Raw genomic sequence first — 17,234 nt, 5'->3', positions numbered from 1 at the left:
TTACGGCTCCTCGGGAGTGGGGTGGTTCGTGGGTGCTGTTGCGCAGTCTGGTGCCCCCGTCGCGCGTACGGGCGGGAATGCCTCGGATTCCGTACGGGCCAGGACCAGCTGCCGGTCGGGGGTGAGCCGGACTACGAGGTGGCGGCGCCAGGTCTCGTCGTCGCGCTCGGGCCGGTCCTCGCGCCAGTGGCAGCCGCGGGTCTCCTCGCGCTCCCGGGCGGCAGCGACCAGGACGCGCGAGACGAGGAGGAGGTTGGTGGCCTCCCATGCCTCGACGCCGGGCACCGCGACCTTGGGCTCGGCCGCCTCGGCGTCGACGGCGGCGCTGCGGTGCAGGGCCTCCAGCTCGTCGGCGGCGGTGGCGAGGCTGACTGCGGAACGGAGGACTCCGGCGCCCTGGGTCATGATCCGCTGGATCTGCGGCCGCACCTCGGGGGCAAGAAGCGGGGAGGGGGCAGGGAGTACGGCGGCCGGCATGTCGGCGGCCGGTGCCTGTGCGGTGCGCGGACCGTTCGCAACGATGTCCGCAGCGATGCGCTCGGCGAAGACCAGCCCCTCCAGGAGCGAGTTGGACGCCAGCCGGTTCGCGCCGTGCACGCCCGTGCAGGCGACCTCTCCGCACGCGTACAGGCCCGGGACCGTCGTCCGGCCGCGCAGGTCGGTGCGGATGCCGCCGGAGGCGTAGTGCGCGGCGGGCGCCACCGGGACGGGTTCGGTGATCGGGTCGATGCCGTTGGCGCGGCAGGCCGCCAGGATCGTGGGGAACCGCTGCTCCCACATCTCGGCGCCGAAGTGGCGAGCGTCGAGATACATGTGCTCCGTGCCGTGCAGCTGCATCTGGCGGGTGATGGCCTTGGCGACGATGTCGCGGGGGGCCAGCTCCGCCAGTTCGTGCTGTCCGACCATGAACCGCGTGCCGGACGCGTCGACGAGATGGGCGCCCTCGCCCCGTACCGCTTCCGATACGAGGGGCTGCTGGCCCTCGGAGTCCGCACCGAGGAAGAGGACCGTCGGGTGGAACTGGACGAACTCGAGGTCGGAGACCTCCGCACCGGCCCGCAGGGCGAGCGCCACACCGTCGCCGGTGGAGACCGGCGGGTTGGTGGTGGCGGAGAAGACCTGGCCCATGCCGCCGGTGGCAAGGACCACCGCGGGGGCGTGGACCGCGCCGACGCCATCGTGCTGGCCCTCGCCCATGACGTGCAGGGTGACGCCCGCGGTACGCCCTTCGGCGTCCGTCAGCAGGTCCAGCACCAGGGCGTTCTCCACGGTGTGGAGGGCGGCGGAGCGGACCGCCTCGACCAGGGCACGGGAGATCTCTGCGCCCGTCGCGTCCCCGCCCGCGTGGGCGATACGGCGGCGGTGGTGGCCGCCCTCGCGGGTGAGCGCGATGTCGCCGGTGTCGGTGGTGTCGAAGTGCGCGCCGGTCTCGATCAGGCGGCGTACGGCGTCGGGGCCTTCGGTGACCAGGGTCCGCACCGCGGACTCGTCGCACAGGCCCGCGCCCGCGACCAGGGTGTCGGCCAGGTGCTGTTCGGGGGTGTCTCCCTCGCCGAGCGCCGCGGCGATGCCGCCCTGCGCCCAGCGGGTGGAGCCGTCGTCGAGGCGGGCCTTGGTGACGACGACGGTGGCGAGGCCCGCGGCCGCGCAGCGCAGCGCGGTGGTGAGGCCGGCGACGCCGGAGCCGACCACCACGACATCCGCGTCGATGGCCCAGCCGGGGGCGGGGGCGGTCAGCCGTATTCCGGTCACGTGTCGGCTCCGAAGGTCAGCGGGATGTTGTCGATGAGTCGGGTGGCACCCACCCGTGCGGCAACGGCGAGGATCGCGTCACCGGTGGTCCGGTCATCGGGGATCTCGGTGAAGTCAGCGGGGTCCACCAGCGCCAGATAGTCCAGTGCGAGCGGGGGCTGCGCGACGGCCGCGTCGTCGAGGATCGTGCGTGCGGCTGCGCGTACCGCCGCGGGTCCGTCGTCGGGCCGGGCCCAGGCCACCGCCTGGGTGTCGGCGGCCGCGCGGACCTCGCCGAGGCGGGTGAGGGCGGCGGCCCGGCCCGTCGTTGCCGTAGTGGTCTGGGCGCGGGCGTGCAGCGCCTGCTGGGCGGCCAGCCGGTCCCGGGCGGCGAACAGGGCCCGGGAGAGAGCGAGGGCGGTGTGACGCTCCTCGGCGTCGAGGAAACGGTTGCGGCTGGAGAGCGCGAGGCCGTCGGCCTCGCGGACCGTCTCCACGCCGACGATCTCCACCGGGAAGTTCAGATCGCGCACCATGCGCCGGATCAGCGCCAGCTGCTGGGCGTCCTTCTGTCCGAAGAACGCCGCATCGGGGCGGGTGAGGTGGAGCATCTTGGCGACGACGGTCAGCATCCCGTCGAAGTGTCCGGGGCGGGACGCGCCTTCCAGACGCTCGCCCATCGGGCCCGCGTTGATCCTGACCTGCGGTTCGCCGCCGGGGTAGACCTCGTCGACGGACGGGGCGAAGACCGCGTCGGCGCCGGCCGCGCCCGCGACGGCGAGATCGGCGTCCAGGGTACGGGGGTAGCGGTGGAGGTCCGCCGCCTCACCGAACTGCAGCGGATTGACGAAGACGGTGACGACGACCTGGCCGTCCGGGCCCGCGGCGGTGCGTGCGGCACGGATCAAGGTGGCGTGGCCCTCGTGCAGGGCGCCCATCGTCATGACGAGGGCCCGTGGCCCCGTGCGTGTGCCGAACGCGTCGAGTTCGGCCGCCGTACGCAGCAGCGTGGTCGCTTCGGTCGTGTTCATCGGATCCCTCCCGGTCCTGTGCTGCCCGCGCCGTCCGCACCGGTCCCGCCGTCGGACAGGACGCCGAGCAGGTCTTCCGCCAGTTCCGGCTTGAGCAAGCCGTGCGCGAGCGCCCGGTCGGCGGTGGCACGGGCCATGGCAAGGTAACCGGCCACGGTCTGCGGTGCGTGCCTGCGCAGCTCGCCGATGTGCGCGGCGACCGTGCCTGCGTCGCCGCGGGCCACCGGGCCGGTCAGCGCGTTGTCACCGGAGCGCAGCGCGTTGTCGAGTGCGGCGCCGAGGAGCGGGCCGAGCATCCGGTCGGGGGCCGCGACCCCTGCCGTTCGCAGCAGCTCCATCGACTGGGCGACCAGGGTGACCAGGTGGTTCGCGCCGAGGGCGAGCGCCGCGTGGTAGAGCGGGCGGGACTCCTCCGCGATCCATTCGGGTTCGCCGCCCATCTCGATGACCAAAGCCTCGGCGGCGAGCCGCAACTCCTCGGGGGCGGTGACTCCGAAGGAGCAGCCGGCCAGCCGCTGTACGTCGACAGCGGTGCCGGTGAACGTCATCGCCGGGTGCAGGGCGAGCGGCAGGGCGCCGGCCCGCAGCGCGGGGTCCAGAACCCGGGTCCCGTAGCGCCCCGACGTGTGGACGATCAGCTGTCCCGGGCGGACCGCGCCCGTCTCGGCGAGGCCCTCGACCAGGCCGGGCAGGGCGTCGTCGGGGACGGTCAGCAGCACCAGCTCGGCGCGGGCGAGCACCTCTGCGGGCTGCACGAGGGGCACATCGGGCAGAAGCGTGGCGGCGCGGCGCACGGACGCGTCGGAGACACCCGAGACGGCGACCGGGCGGTGTCCGGCGAGCTGCAGGGATGCGGCGAGGGCGGGGCCGACGCGGCCCGCGCCCACGACGCCGACGGTGAGGCGGGCGGGGCGGTCCCTCGCGTCGAGGGGCTCCCTGGGTGTTGTTGCGTTCACGCGGCGATGGCCTTCCGTTCCAGTCCGCGGGGGGTACCGGACGATTTCTTTGCATGCTACGCCAGCGTTTCGTCCGGGCTCCCGGCCGTCCACAGGCTGTGGACGAACACGTGGATCGCCGGCGGGGCAGGGGCCGCGAAATGGTATGGGCGGGGCGGCGTTCTGCGTGATGATCGTCCCATGGCAGACACGGAAGAGCAGGTGCAGGTGCAGGTACGCGACGAGGGACGGGATGATGGCTCCCCGGTCGGCGAACAGGCAGAGCGCCTTCGCTGGATCGGCGCCTGGCGGCGGGCCGAGCGGGTCCTGGCGCGGCCGCAGGTCGACCGCACCCTCGGAGAACAGCTGGCCGACCTCGCCGCGCACGCCGCGTCCGTCTCCGACCCGGACCAGCCCGTGGACATCTACGGCGACGGCGTCGTCGCCCAGCTGGAGACGCGGATCGCCGGGCTGCTGGGCATGGAGGCGGCGGCGTTCTTCCCGACCGGAACGATGGCACAGCAGGTAGCCCTGCGCTGCTGGGCGGGGCGCACCGGCAATCCGACCGTGGCGCTGCACCCGCTCGCCCACCCCGAGGTGCACGAGCGTGGCGCGCTGGGGGTGGTGAGCGGGCTGCGAACCGTCCACCCGACGTCCGCGCCGCGGTTGCCCACCGCGGAGGAGATCCGCGACTTCGCCGAGCCGTTCGGCACGCTGATGCTGGAGCTGCCGCTGCGCGACGCCGGTTTCGTCCTGCCGGAGTGGGAGGAGCTGGAGGCCGTGGTGGCGGCCGCGCGCGAACGTGATGCGGTGGTGCACATAGACGGCGCGAGGCTGTGGGAGTGCGCCCCTCGGTTCGGGCGCGAGCTGCCGGAGATCGCGGCGCTGGCGGACAGCGTGTACGTGTCGTTCTACAAAAGCCTCGGCGGGCTGTCGGGGGCGGCGCTCGCCGGTCCCGAGTCCCTGATCGAGGAGGCGCGCACCTGGCGCCACCGGTACGGCGGGCAGCTCTTCCAGCAGTTCCCGGCGGCACTGGCCGCGCTGATCGGCCTGGAACGGGAGCTGCCGAAACTGGCTTCGTACGTGGCGCAGGCGAAGGTGGTGGCCGGGGCGCTGACCGAGGGGTTCGCGGAGTCCGCGGTGCCGTGGTTCCGGGTGCATCCGGAGCCGCCTCACACGCAGCAGTTCCAGGTATGGCTGCCGTATCCGGCGGAAGTCCTGACGGAGGCGGCGGTGCGGCAGGCGGAGGAGACGGGCGTGGCGCTCTTCCGCAGATGGCACCCGGCCGCCGCGGGGCCGCCCGGGACGTCGTACACGGAGGTCACGGTGGCGGAGGCGGGGCTGGAGTGGACGAAACGGGACGTGCGGGAAGCGGTGGGGGAGTTCGTGCGGCGGCTGGCTTAGAGGAGGCGGGTGCCGGGGCGTCCGGGGGGCCTTTCCGTCCTCGACCGCCGGACGGGCCGACTGGTGGCGCCAGGACCACCCCCGGTCAGCGGGCGCCCCGGTCGTCCGAGCACCCGTTCCGTCCTCACACGCCGGACGGGCCGGGAGTGCCGGGACCGACGGGCCGGGCGGGGCTGCCGGACCGGCCGACGGTGCCCGGCAGGCGGCGGGCGACGCGTTCTCGGAGGGCCGTTCTCCAGCGGCGGTGCGCCGGGCGGCCTTCGATCACCGCTTCGAAGCGGCGGGCGTCGCGGGCCTGCCGCACGACCTCCCAGTCGTGCCGGCCAGGCAGTGGCGGCGGCGCTTCCCCGTGCTGAGCTGCGCGGTAGCTGTCGATCATGTGTTGGTGCATCGCGTCCATGACCTCAGCCTGGGCCGCTCCGGCGGGTCTGGCCCGTCGATTGACAACCACCGTCAAATGGCGCGTGACGCTCTCTCCGCACCCCGCACTATGGAGGGGTGAGCGTGAACATCGACATCGCGGGACTGCCGTCCGAACGCATCGTCTTCGAGACTTCGCCCCTCGCCGAACTGGGGCTCGCGCTGCATGCGCTCGCCGAGCCGGGGCACCACCCCGGCCTGCACGGCTGGGCGACGGCGACCGGAAGTGCGCTGGAACCGGACCTGGCCGACCGGCTCCACGAGGCCGAGTTCCTGTGGCGGAACACGTTCTCGGACGTCTTCATGGCGTTCGCCGGGGTCCGCGGCGGTGACGGCAGGACCGGGGCGACGCTCGCCGAGGACCTCGACATCCTCGACCGGCTGGACGACGAGCGGTTCGTCACCTCCGCCCTGGAGTTCACCTGCGCCAGCCTGTACGGGATCGGCGCCCCCTCCCCGCTCAGCGACCCGGGCATGCGCGCCCGCGCCCTGGACATGGCGGCGGCGCGCGGTCCGCGGCAGGTGGAGTTCACCCAGCAGTTGCTGGCCGACCCCGCCCCCGTACGCCGCTGGTTCCGGCGCCTCTTCGAGGATTGCGACGAGGCGTTCTTCGCGGACACCTGGCGCCGGGTCCAGGTCCAGCTGGTCGCCGACGCCCGGCACAAGACGGATCTGCTGCGCCGCAAGGGCGCCGGTGAGGCGCTGGGCGCGGTGTCCGCAGCGCTCTCGCTCGACGAGAGCGGCAGCCGGATCAGCGTCGACAAGATGACCGAGGGCTCGACCACCGCGACCAACCCGTCCATCGGCGCCGGGCTGACCCTCATCCCGTCCAGCTTCGGCTGGCCGCATCTGATGGTGCTGCACGCACCCGGCTGGCGCCCGGTGATCCACTACCCGGTGCACCGCCCGGAGCTGCCGTCCCCCGCCTCCGTCGAGCTTCTGCAGCTGCGGATGGAGGCGCTGGCCCACCCCCTGCGGATGCGCCTGTGCCGCAACCTCGCCCGTTCCCCGTACACCACCGGTGAACTCGCCGACTCGCACAGCATCACGGCACCCGAGGTCTCCCGGCATCTTTCGGTGCTGAAGAAGGCCGGCCTGGTCACCACGCGACGCCGCGGCCGCTACGTACTGCACCAGCTGGACCTGACCGTGGTGGCCCGGCTCGGCAGCGACTTCCTGGAGGGTGTGCTGCGGTGAGCGGCACCGGGCGCCGTGGGCCCGGTCCAGCCGCCTGTGCCTGAGAGCCTGTCGGGTGACCTTCGTCCGCCCGATCAGAGGTCGCCCGACAGGCTCTGAGCCCGTACGGTCCCGCGGCGAGGCCGCGATGCCGGTTCAGCCCGCCCCGCCCCCGCCGGCCCGCACCAGCCCCGTCTCGTACGCGAGGACGACGACCTGCACCCGGTCGCGCAGGTTCAGCTTGGTGAGGATGCGGCCGACGTGCGTCTTCACCGTCGCCTCGGACAGCACCAGGCGTGCCGCGATCTCGCCGTTCGACAGGCCCTGCGCCACCAGCAGCATCACCTCGCGTTCGCGTTCGGTGAGCTTGCCGACGTCCTTGTGCTGCGGTTCGTCGCCGCTGCTCGGCAGCAAGGGCGAGAAGCGGTCGAGCAGTCGCCGCGTGGTGGACGGGGCGACGACCGCGTCTCCGCTGTGCACGGAACGGATCGCGGCGAGCAGTTCGCCCGGCGGCACGTCCTTGAGCATGAAGCCGCTGGCCCCCGCCTTCAGTCCGGAGAAGGCGTACTCGTCGAGGTCGAAGGTGGTCAGGATGAGCACCTTGGGCGCATCGGGCATGCCACAGATGCGCCGGGTCGCCTCGACGCCGTCCAGCCTCGGCATGCGGACGTCCATCAGCACCACGTCCACGGCGGTGGAACGAAGGTTCTCGATCGCCTCCGCGCCGTCGCCGGCCTCGGCGACGACCTCCATGTCCGGCTGGGCTGCGAGCACCATCCGGAAACCGGTGCGCAGCAGCACCTGGTCGTCGACGAGCATCACGCGGATCGCCATGAGGGTCCTTGTCTCCTGTTTCCTGTCCAGCAAGGGTCGGCCGGCTAGTGGGCGGGCTTGAGCGGCAGCAGCGCGCTGATCCGGAAACCGCCGCCGGGGCGCGGCCCGGCGTCGAGCGTGCCGCCGACCATGCCGACCCGCTCGCGCATGCCGATCATGCCGTGGCCCGCACCGTCGGCGCCGCCGTCCTCGTACAGTTCGTGCGCGGCGCCCCGGCCGTCGTCCTCGACCAGCAGCCCGAGCCCGTCGTCGAAGTAGACCAGCCGCACACTCGCCCCGGCGTCCGGGCCCCCGTGCTTGCGGGTGTTGGTCAGGGCCTCTTGCACGATGCGGTACGCGGTCAGCTCGACCCCGCTGGGGAGCGGGCGCGGGGTGCCCTCGATCTTGAAATCCACTGCCAGGCCGGTCTGCCTGACCTGCTCGATCAGTTCCTCGATCTGCTCGACGTCGGGCTGCGGGACGTACTCCCCGCTCTCCCGGGCGTCGCCGGTCCGCAGCACGCCGAGCAGCCGGCGCATCTCAGCGAGGGCCTGCCTGCCGGTGCTGGAGATGGTCTCCAGGGCCTGCCGGGCCTGGTCCGGCGCCGCGTCCATCACGTACGCCGCACCGTCGGCCTGCACCACCATGACGGAGACGTTGTGTGCGACGACATCGTGCAGTTCGCGGGCGATACGGGCCCGCTCGGCGGCCACCGCGACCTTCGACTGCGCCTCGCGCTCCCGTTCCAGACGGGCAGCGCGCTCCTCCAGCTGGTCGAAGTACGCCCGCCGGGTCCGCATCGAGTCGCCGAGCACCCAGGCGAGCACGAACGGCACCGTCATGACGACGACGACGAAGATCTCCTGCGCCCAGCCGCCCCGCATCTCGTTCGGCCAGCGCACCTGTGAGATCCCGGCCGCGCAGAGACTGCAGACCAGCGCGAGCCGGGAGGCCCAGCGCTCACCGACCGTGGCCACGGTGAAAGTGATCACCAGCATGGCGAAGTTCGCGACGCTCGGTCTGACACCGAACGCCAGCTGCGCGACGCCCATCGCGACGGCGAGCAGCAGCATCTTCTCCGGTGCCCTGCGGCGCAGCGCGACGACCAGACAGAGGCCGATGATGACCGGCACGGCGGGGAGCCGCTCCGATCCGCGGCTCGAGTCGGCCACCACGGACACGCCGGAGAGACCGAGGAGGACGACAGCCCAGAAGATGTCGACGCCCGTCGGGTGTCTGCGGATGAAGTCGTAGAGGCGCTGCACGTGATCCAGCGTAGGGAAGGCCGACAGGTGACTGGGTCAGCCGAAGGGCCGATCCGGTTCCGGGGACCATACTCCCCAGGGTGGAGACTTGGCTCCGTGACGGATGAGTGGCGTGGGTGGCAGGAGGCGGCACAGGCCGCTTTGTACGGGGACGGGGGGTTCTACCGGAGCTCCGAGGGGCCTGCCGGGCATTTCCGTACCTCCGTACATGCCTCGCCGCTGTTCGCCGCCGCCGTGGCCAGGCTGCTGACCGCGACGGCGCGGGAGCTGGGAACGGACCGGGTCGATCTGGTCGATCTCGGGGCCGGGCGGGGCGAGCTGCTGACGGGGGTGCTGGCGGCGCTGCCGGGCATCGCCCCGGCGGGGCTCGCGGTACGGGCGTACGCGGTGGAGATCGCCGCCCGGCCGCCGGGGCTTGACCCCCGGATCGAGTGGTGCGCCGAGCCGCCGCGGGGGGTGCGGGGGCTGCTGTTCGCCAACGAGTGGCTGGACAACGTGCCGACGCCGGTCGCGGAGACCGACGCGGACGGCGTCGACCGGTATGTGCTTGTCCGGACGGCGGACGGCACGGAACGGCTGGGCGCACCGGTGACCGGAGCGGACGCCGAGTGGCTGCGCCGCTGGTGGCCGTCGGCCGGTCCCGGCAGCCGCGCGGAGATCGGGCGGCCGCGCGACGAGGCGTGGGCGCGGGCGGTCGCCACCTTGTCCGAAGGGCTCGCGGTGGCGGTCGACTACGCCCACGCACGGGAGGCCCGGCCGCCGTTCGGCACGCTGACCGGTTTCCGGGCCGGGCGCGAGGTACGGCCGGTGCCGGACGGCAGCTGTGACCTGACCTCGCATGTGGCGCTGGACGCGTGCGCGGCGGCGGGTGCGAGGGGCGGGACGGAGCCGGAGGTGGTGGATCAGCGGGAGGCGCTGCGGGGGCTGGGGGTCAGCGGGGAGCGGCCGTCGCTCGCACTCGCCTCGACCGACCCGGCGGCGTATGTGCGGGCGCTGGCGTCGGCGGGCGAGGCGGCCGAACTGACCGCACGGGGCGGGCTGGGCGATTTCGGGTGGCTGATGCAACGCGTCGGGGCGAGCGTGTCGACTCCCACCGGCGTTTGACGAGCAGGCTCCGCGGCAGCGCCCCGGAGGCAACGCGGCCGGGGTGCCGGACGGGCCGGAAAGCCCGGGGCCCGGAGCGCGCTGTGCGGCACGCAGGGAATACTGGCCGTATGACGGAGACGACGGTCGGCATCGGTGGCGCGGCGGAGAGCACCGACATGGTGCTCAACATCGGGCCGCAGCACCCCTCGACACATGGCGTGCTCCGTCTGCGGATCGTGCTCGACGGTGAGCGGATCCAGCACGCCGAGCCGGTCATCGGCTATATGCACCGCGGTGCGGAGAAGCTCTTCGAGGCGCGCGACTACCGGCAGATCGTGATGCTCGCCAACCGTCACGACTGGCTGTCGGCCTTCTCCAACGAACTGGGTGTGGTGATGGCTGTCGAGCGGATGCTCGGCATGGAGGTCCCGGAGCGCGCGGTCTGGACGCGGACGCTGCTTGCCGAGCTGAACCGGGTGCTGAACCACCTGATGTTCCTCGGCTCGTACCCGCTCGAACTGGGCGGCATCACCCCGGTGTTCTACGCCTTCCGGGAACGCGAGGAGCTCCAGGCCGTGATGGAGGAGGTCTCCGGCGGCCGGATGCACTACATGTTCAACCGGGTCGGCGGTCTCAAGGAGGACCTTCCGGCGGGCTGGCTCGGCCGCGCCCGGGACGCCGTCGCTTCGGTCCGGTCACGGATGGACGTGTACGACCGGCTGGTGCTCGGCAACGAGATCTTCCGGGGCCGTACCCGCGGTGTCGGTGTGCTGTCCGCCGAGACCGTGCACGCGTACGGGGTGTCCGGGCCGATCGCCCGCGCCTCCGGGGTCGACTTCGATCTGCGGCGCGACGAGCCGTATCTGGCGTACGGGGAGCTGCAGGACACCCTCAAGGTCGTCACCCGCACCGAGGGCGACTGCCTGGCCCGGTTCGAGTGCCTGCTGGAACAGACCCACAACTCGCTGGACCTGGCGGACGCCTGCCTGGACCGGATGGCCGGGCTGGCGCCCGGTCCGATCAACCAGCGGCTGCCCAAGGTACTGAAGGCCCCCGAGGGCCACACCTACGCCTGGACCGAGAACCCGCTCGGGATCAACGGGTACTACCTGGTGTCCAAGGGCGAGAAGACCCCGTACCGGCTGAAGCTCCGCTCCGCCTCGTACAACAACATCCAGGCGCTCACCGAGCTGCTGCCGGGCACGCTCGTCGCCGACATGGTCGCGATCCTGGGCTCGCTGTTCTTCGTCGTCGGCGACATCGACAAGTAGCTCCGCCGACGACCGGCGGCAGGACAGGGCCTACGAGATCGCGCTGCGCAGCTCCACGACGTCCAGTTGCTCCGTCTCGTCGTGCGCGGTCAGGTCGATGACCTTGCCGACGGCGCGGTTCTGCGCCGTCCTCGTGCGGTGCACTGCCAGCGCCTCCTCGCCGACCACATCCGCGAGGTCCTCGTTCTGCACGGACTCGATTGCGGCGCGCTCCTTCTGCGTACCGAAGAAGTCGAAGCTGCCCTGCGGCACCGGATGACGGCGGGACGCGGCGTGCGGAACGACCGCACTGGCTGCCGGGACGACGCGCGGCGCGGGGAGCGCGGTGGACGGGCGGGCCTGAGGCAGGGCGGCTGACGGGCGGCGGTGCTGCTCGGCAGCGGCCGCCGCGTGCTTCCCCTTGCGCTCCTCCGCTTCCGGGGCGCGCTCCGCGAGATCGCGCTTCCTGGCCTGCTCGGCGGTGCGGCGGGCCTCCTGGAGCGCGGCGTTGCGGGTGAGCTCCTGCAGGGCCTGGGCGGCGCGCGCATACGCCGCCGGTGTCGGCGTGGAGCGGCCGGTGGGCAGTTCCTGGGGCGAGGCGGCTGCTTCGAGCGCGAGTTGCCTGCGTCCCTCCAGCGCGCTGGCCCGCTCGGTCTCGGCGTTGGCGTAACGGCGCAGCAGTGCGGCGTGCTCGCCGCGCAGACCGGCGAGCTCCACACGCTTGCGGCGCAGCTTCGTCTCCAGCCGGACGCGCAGGGCCCGCGACTCCTCCAGGTCGGCCTCGAGCTCCGCGATGCGCTCCTCGGTCTTCCATTCGTCGTTTGCGCGGGCACGCATCAGTTCCGCGACGCGACGGCCGGCCTCCTGGTCCCAGGAGCGCATCAGATACGCACCGGTGACGGCGGCGGCCGCCGCGACGGCGACCAGTCCGCGCAGGACCAGGGGCTCGGCGAGGAGCCAGGCGCCCGCAGCACAGACGACCGACGCTCCGGCAACGACCGAAGGCGGAAGGATTCTGTGCAGAGGTGGCGAATGGCGATGACGTCCACGTGGCATGGCCTGAAATTTACCGTGTGTACGGGTCGCTTGGGAGGCCGCCCGGCAATCTGTTCCACGGCGGTTACCTGGCGGGATACCCGGCGGCCCCCGAAGCGGTCCCTTCCTACTTCTTGATCAGACCTTTCGACTGCAGATAGTCCTTGGCCACATCGGCCGGCTTGGCACGCTCGGCGTCGACCTTGCGGTTCAGTTCCGCGAGGTCCTCGGTGGTGAGCGTCTTGGTGAGCTTGCCGAGCGCATCGGCAATGTCCTGTGCTCCGGCGTCCTTGGCATTGAGAACCGGAATGACGTTGTCCGCATTCTGGAGCTTCTTGTCGTCCTCCAGGAACACCAGGTCGAAGCTGTCCAGCACCGCGTCCGTGGTGGTCGTGAGGACCAGCTGGTCCTTGCCGTCCTTGACGGCCTGCTTGGACTGCGGGGTGCCGACTCCCTTCGGGTCGATACCGGTGACATCAATGCCGTACGTCTTCTTCAGACCCGGTGCGCAGAAGGGCCGCACCTCGCACTCGTCACCCGCCGCGATCTTCACCTTCAGCTTGGACGCACCCAGATCCGAAAGGGACTTGAGCTTGTTCTTGTCGGCGAATTCCTTGGTCACCGCGAACGCGTTCTGGTCGACCGCTTCGCCGTACGGGAGCACCTTCAGTCCGCGCGGGGCGGCGAGCTTCTCCAGCGCGGCGGTGGTGGCCGCCGCGTCACCGGAGGCGACCGGATTCTTCTCGGCCGTCTTCGCGCCGTTCGCCTTGGCGTTGAGGAATTCGGCGATCGTCGCGGCGTATTCGGGTACGACGTCGATCTCGCCCTTCTCCAGGGACGGCTCGTACAGTTCGCGGTTCTTCACCGTGGTGACCGAGGTGTTGTATCCGGTCTCGCCGAGGATCTGTGCGTACAGCTCGGCGAGCACCTTGGACTCGGTGAAGGCCGCGGCGCCGACGACGAGCGAGCCCTTCTTCCCCGAGTCACCGGACGCGGCGGAGCCGCCCTTGTCCTTCTCCAGGCTGTCGCCGCCGCAGGCGGCGAGCGAGCCGGCCAGCGCGACCATGCCGATGACCGCGCCCGCTATGCGCGAAGTCTTGCTCATGATGTTCTCCGTCCACAGCAACAGGGCTGATTACAAGTCGTGTCGGGCAAATCGGATGGGTCAGGCGGTCCGGCGGCGGCGGAGCGGCGACAGGGCCCGGTCCAGCCCCACCAGCACGGCCTCCACCGCCAGGGCGAGCACGGCGACGAGCAGCGCTCCGGCAACCACCTGTGGTGTGTTGTACGTGTTGAAGCCGGCGGTGATGATGCGGCCGAGCCCGCCCTGACCGACCATGGCGGCGATCGTCGCCGTGGCGATCACCTGGACCGCCGCCGAGCGCAGACCGGTCATGATCATCGGGTAGGCGAGCGGGAGCTCGACCCGTACGAAGAGCTGGCCGTCCGACATCCCCATGCCGCGCGCCGCCTCGGCCACCGACCGGTCCACCTCCGTCATCCCGACATAGGCGTTGGTCAGCAGCGGCGGCACAGCGAACAGGACCAGCGCACTGATCGTCGGCACATAACCGGCGTTGCGCAGCGGCGACACCATGAACAGGGCCAGCACCGCGAAGACCGGGATCGCCCGCCCCACATTGGAGAGGTTCACGGCCAGTGCGCCACCCTTCCCGATGTGCCCCAGGTACAGAGCGACCGGCAGCGCGATCGCGCAGGCCAGCGCGAGTGACACCCCGCTGACGTACAGATGCTCGCCGAGCCGGTGCCCCGCCCCGCTCTCCCCCGACCAGTTGGCGCCGGTGGTCAGCCAGGTCCAGGCCTCGCCGAGTACTCCCATGGGTCAGACCGCCTTCACCTTGGCGACCGCACCCACGGCGTCGCGCGTCGTGCGTATGCGGGTCCAGGGCGTCAGCAGCCGTTGCACCCCGAGCAGCAGCAGGTCCGCGGCCACCGCGAGCAGCACGCAGAGCACCGAAGCGGTGAGCACCTGCGCCTTGAAGAAGCTCGGCAGGGCGTCCTCGATGAGGTTGCCGAGGCCGCCTCTGCCGACGATCGAGCCGACCGTGGTCAGCGCGATGGTGGAGACGGTGGCGATCCGGACCCCGGCCATCACCGCGGGCAGGGCGAGCGGGAGTTCGACCTCCCACAGGAGTCGGCCCGGCCCGTATCCCATGCCCTTCGCGGCGTCCTTGGCCTCTTGCGGCACGGCTTCGAGCCCGGCCAGGATGTTCCGTACGAGAATGGTCAGCGAATACAGCACCAGACCGGTGACGACCAGCGCGGCCGAGAGCCCGAACAGCGGCAGCAGCAGCGAGAACATCGCCAGCGACGGCACGGTGTAGAGCACCGTCGTCAGTCCGAGCACCGGTCCCGCAATACGCCGGCTGCGGCGCGCGAGCAGCGCCAGCGGAAATGCCACCAGGAGTCCGATCACCACCGAGACAGCGGTGAGCCAGATGTGCTGAACAGTCGCATCGGTCAACTCCTGGCTGCGGGAACGGAGATACTCACCGCAGATCCAGTCGTTCGTCACCAGGCAGTTCTGTCCGGCCATCCGTCCCCCACCTCCCGGTCGCCGATCCGTACTGATGTCTGGCGACCCTATCCCCGACCACTGACAATCGCCGAGGCCGTTGTGTTCCAGCAACATGTCCTTCACAGAACACGCGCCACAATGGGGAACCATGATCCGTTTCGAGCACGTCACCAAGCGGTACGCCGACGGCACGACCGCAGTCGACGACCTTTCCTTCGAAGTGGCCGAGGGTGAACTGGTCACGCTCGTAGGGCCGTCCGGCTGCGGCAAGACCACCACCATGAAGATGGTCAACCGGCTGGTCGAACCGACCGAGGGCCGGATATTCGTCGGCGGGGACGACATATCCGCCATCGACCCTGTGCGGCTCCGCCGCCGGATCGGCTATGTGATCCAGCAGGTCGGGCTGTTTCCGCACAAGACGGTGCTGGAGAACACCGCGACGGTTCCTCATCTCCTGGGCTGGAAGCGGGGAAAGGGCCGCGAGCGCGCCGCCGAACTCCTCGACCTCGTCGGACTCGACCCTTCCGTTTATGGTGACCGATATCCGGACCAGCTCTCCGGTGGTCAGCGCCAACGCGTGGGAGTGGCAAGGGCACTGGCCGCGGATCCGCCGGTACTGCTGATGGACGAGCCTTTCGGCGCCGTCGACCCGGTGGTCCGTGAACGGCTGCAGAACGAATTCCTCAAACTCCAGGCCCAGGTCCGGAAAACCGTGTTGTTCGTCACGCACGACATCGAGGAAGCCGTCCGGCTCGGCGACCGCATCGCCGTCTACGGGCAGGGCTCCATCGAGCAGTTCGACTCCCCCGCGACCGTGCTCGGCGCCCCCGCCACCCCGTACGTCGCGGACTTCGTCGGCGCCGACCGCGGCCTCAAGCGACTCTCCGTGACCCCCATCGAGGAGAGCGATCTCGACCAGCCGCCCGTCGTCCATCTGGACGACCCGCTCTCCCGGGCGACCGAGCGGCTGCGCGCCGAAGGTGCGCGCTGGGCCGTCGTCCTGGACGCCGACGACCATCTGCACGGCTGGATCCCGGCAGGCACCGCCCTCACCGAGGCCACGGGCACGGTCCGCGAACACGCCCGCCGCATGGAGGCGTGGCTCCCCGTCGGCGCCCCGCTCAAGCAGGCGTTCGCCACGATGCTGCAGCACGACGCGGGCTGGATCGCGGTCATCGACAAGGAGAGCACCGGCCGGTTCCTCGGGGTGCTCACCCCCGCCCGCCTCCATGAGGCGCTGCGCCGCTCGATCGACGCGGATGCCCAGGACCTGCCGCGCGCCGACGTGAACGTGGAGACGGTGGCCCGGGCAGGCTCGCTCTGAACCGGCGGCACGCGCCCGGCATCTCCACGAGCCCGCCGCACCCGGTCAGCTCTCGCTCAGCCGGCTGCTCAGCCAGTCCAGCGCCGAAGGGATCTCCCGCCGCCAGGTGTTGAAGTTGTGCCCGCCGCTGTCCAGCACGATCGAGGAGACCTGGGCGGGCGCCTTCACCTTCGCCATGAACCTCTGCGTACTCCGGTAGTTCCCCTCGCCGTGCCGTGACGTCGTCACCAGAAACGACGAGTTGGGCTGGGGCAGATGGTCCAGGCACCACAGCAGGTTCGCGCGCTCGCGCTCCGCCCGGTTGCCGTGGAAGAGGTCACCGGTCGTCGGGTCCTCGGCCGCCTTGTAGTACGCGGACAGACCGACGCTCGCCGCGAACCTGTCCGGGTGGTGCAGGCCGATCTTCAGTGCGCAGTACCCACCGGTCGAGTCGCCGATGATGCCCCAGTTCCGTGCCCGCTTCCCGATCCGGTACGAGTCCGAGACCGCCTGGGGCAGATCCTTCGCGAAGAACGTCTCGGTCTGCGGCCCGCCCGCTATGTCCACGCACTCGGTGTCCCGCGGCGGCGCGACCGTGGGCCTCAGCATCACCAGGATCATCGGCTGTGCCCGTCCGGCTTTCACCCGATCGAGTGCGGTGCGTGGATACGCAAGACCCTTCAGGAGGTTCTCCGCGGTGCCCGGATAGCCGGTGAGGACGACGACCGCGGGGAACTTCCGGTGGGCGTACTCCGGCTGGAAGTACTCCGGCGGCAGATACACGTACGCCGAACTCTTGATCTTCGACCGCCGCCCCTCGATGACGACCTTGTCGATCCGGCCGGCCACCGTCGGGCGCAGATCACCGGGGACGTCCGGCTGCTGTATCCCGACCCGGACCATGTTCTTCGACGCCAGAGTCCTGACCGCCCCGTCCGTGACCACGCCCAGTTCCTGCTGCCCACCGAAGAGATCGGCCCAGGAGCCGTAGAACTGAAAAGAGTTGTTGGCCATCAGGCCGACCGATGTGAAGACCATCACCTGGGTGGCCAGCAGCAGGCCGACCCGGCCGAACACCGCGGGCACACTGCGGCGGGCCAGTCTCGGCCATATCAGGACCGTGGCAGCGAACAGAACGACGGTCAGCACAGTGGACAGGGTCAGAACTGTTTTGCTGGTGAGGCCCATGGTCGGGTGAGCTTTCTTGTCAGGAATTTTCCGAGATGTGGGTGAACCCACCGCC

16 protein-coding genes are annotated in these 17,234 nt (G+C 71.2%); 5 read left to right on the top strand and 11 right to left on the bottom strand.

Translation table 11 applies throughout. The features are described from left to right. Genes ACIBB8_RS05810 through ACIBB8_RS05800 form a run of 3 tightly spaced genes read right to left on the bottom strand, consistent with a single transcriptional unit; the run spans position 1 to position 3,718 of the window. Positions 1 to 1,752: an L-aspartate oxidase gene (locus ACIBB8_RS05810; RefSeq protein WP_398949174.1), complete on the bottom strand. Its 1,752-nt coding sequence runs from the start codon at positions 1,750 to 1,752 to the stop codon at positions 1 to 3. Further along, on the bottom strand, positions 1,749 to 2,762 hold the full coding sequence (gene panC / locus ACIBB8_RS05805; protein WP_398949173.1) for a pantoate--beta-alanine ligase: 1,014 nt from the start codon (positions 2,760 to 2,762) through the stop codon (positions 1,749 to 1,751). The genes ACIBB8_RS05810 and panC overlap by 4 nt, the downstream gene beginning before the upstream one ends. Next, positions 2,759 to 3,718 (bottom strand): Rossmann-like and DUF2520 domain-containing protein, encoded by a 960-nt coding sequence (locus ACIBB8_RS05800; protein WP_398949172.1) that lies wholly within the window; start codon positions 3,716 to 3,718, stop codon positions 2,759 to 2,761. Before ACIBB8_RS05800 ends, panC begins: the two co-directional genes overlap by 4 nt. A gap of 180 nt (positions 3,719 to 3,898) precedes the next feature. Between ACIBB8_RS05800 and ACIBB8_RS05795 the strand changes: the two genes are divergently transcribed. Continuing rightward, on the top strand, positions 3,899 to 5,101 hold the full coding sequence (locus ACIBB8_RS05795) for a threonine aldolase family protein (protein WP_398949171.1): 1,203 nt from the start codon (positions 3,899 to 3,901) through the stop codon (positions 5,099 to 5,101). Positions 5,102 to 5,225: 124 nt separating this feature from the next. Here the strand turns inward: ACIBB8_RS05795 and ACIBB8_RS05790 are convergent, their stop codons facing one another. Next, positions 5,226 to 5,501: a hypothetical protein gene (locus ACIBB8_RS05790; protein WP_398949170.1), complete on the bottom strand. Its 276-nt coding sequence runs from the start codon at positions 5,499 to 5,501 to the stop codon at positions 5,226 to 5,228. Between the two features lie 104 nt (positions 5,502 to 5,605). Here ACIBB8_RS05790 and ACIBB8_RS05785 point away from each other — a divergent pair, with 104 nt between their 5' ends. Continuing rightward, positions 5,606 to 6,718, top strand: a complete 1,113-nt coding sequence (locus ACIBB8_RS05785) for a DUF5937 family protein (protein ID WP_398949169.1) — start codon at positions 5,606 to 5,608, stop codon at positions 6,716 to 6,718. A 135-nt stretch (positions 6,719 to 6,853) separates the two neighbouring features. Here ACIBB8_RS05785 and ACIBB8_RS05780 read toward each other — a convergent pair whose 3' ends face one another. Then, a complete protein-coding gene (locus ACIBB8_RS05780) occupies positions 6,854 to 7,531 on the bottom strand; it encodes a response regulator (protein ID WP_398949168.1) in 678 nt (225 codons plus the stop codon). A gap of 44 nt (positions 7,532 to 7,575) precedes the next feature. Continuing rightward, entirely contained in the window at positions 7,576 to 8,775 is a 1,200-nt protein-coding gene (locus ACIBB8_RS05775) for a sensor histidine kinase (protein WP_398949167.1), read from the bottom strand. A 96-nt stretch (positions 8,776 to 8,871) separates the two neighbouring features. On the opposite strand from ACIBB8_RS05775, the gene ACIBB8_RS05770 reads away from it, so the two are divergent. Both ACIBB8_RS05770 and ACIBB8_RS05765 read left to right on the top strand, forming a co-directional pair. Continuing rightward, positions 8,872 to 9,879, top strand: a complete 1,008-nt coding sequence (locus ACIBB8_RS05770) for an SAM-dependent methyltransferase (protein WP_398949166.1) — start codon at positions 8,872 to 8,874, stop codon at positions 9,877 to 9,879. Positions 9,880 to 9,989: 110 nt separating this feature from the next. Beyond that, a complete protein-coding gene (locus ACIBB8_RS05765; protein WP_398949165.1) occupies positions 9,990 to 11,132 on the top strand; it encodes an NADH-quinone oxidoreductase subunit D in 1,143 nt (380 codons plus the stop codon). A 30-nt stretch (positions 11,133 to 11,162) separates the two neighbouring features. Here the strand turns inward: ACIBB8_RS05765 and ACIBB8_RS05760 are convergent, their stop codons facing one another. The 4 genes from ACIBB8_RS05760 to ACIBB8_RS05745 form a co-directional block, all read right to left on the bottom strand. Further along, complete coding sequence (locus ACIBB8_RS05760; RefSeq protein WP_398949164.1) at positions 11,163 to 12,167, bottom strand: hypothetical protein; 1,005 nt, start codon at positions 12,165 to 12,167, stop codon at positions 11,163 to 11,165. Positions 12,168 to 12,273: 106 nt separating this feature from the next. Beyond that, a complete protein-coding gene (locus ACIBB8_RS05755) occupies positions 12,274 to 13,251 on the bottom strand; it encodes an ABC transporter substrate-binding protein (RefSeq protein ID WP_398949163.1) in 978 nt (325 codons plus the stop codon). Between the two features lie 60 nt (positions 13,252 to 13,311). After that, positions 13,312 to 13,986 carry an ABC transporter permease gene (locus ACIBB8_RS05750; protein WP_398949161.1) on the bottom strand — a complete coding sequence of 225 codons (675 nt, stop codon included), beginning with the start codon at positions 13,984 to 13,986 and terminating at the stop codon, positions 13,312 to 13,314. Positions 13,987 to 13,989: 3 nt separating this feature from the next. Beyond that, a complete protein-coding gene (locus ACIBB8_RS05745) occupies positions 13,990 to 14,703 on the bottom strand; it encodes an ABC transporter permease (protein WP_398949160.1) in 714 nt (237 codons plus the stop codon). Between the two features lie 130 nt (positions 14,704 to 14,833). On the opposite strand from ACIBB8_RS05745, the gene ACIBB8_RS05740 reads away from it, so the two are divergent. Continuing rightward, complete coding sequence (locus tag ACIBB8_RS05740) at positions 14,834 to 16,012, top strand: ABC transporter ATP-binding protein (RefSeq protein ID WP_398949159.1); 1,179 nt, start codon at positions 14,834 to 14,836, stop codon at positions 16,010 to 16,012. 45 nt (positions 16,013 to 16,057) lie between these two features. Here the strand turns inward: ACIBB8_RS05740 and ACIBB8_RS05735 are convergent, their stop codons facing one another. Next, positions 16,058 to 17,179 (bottom strand): alpha/beta hydrolase, encoded by a 1,122-nt coding sequence (locus ACIBB8_RS05735; protein ID WP_398949158.1) that lies wholly within the window; start codon positions 17,177 to 17,179, stop codon positions 16,058 to 16,060. Between the last annotated feature and the right edge of the window lie 55 nt (positions 17,180 to 17,234).

This window comes from Streptomyces sp. NPDC051286 (genome assembly GCF_044455345.1).
GTDB lineage: Bacteria > Actinomycetota > Actinomycetes > Streptomycetales > Streptomycetaceae > Streptomyces.
Note: the sequence above shows the minus strand (reverse complement) of the source record. Positions and strands in the feature narration are given on the sequence as shown.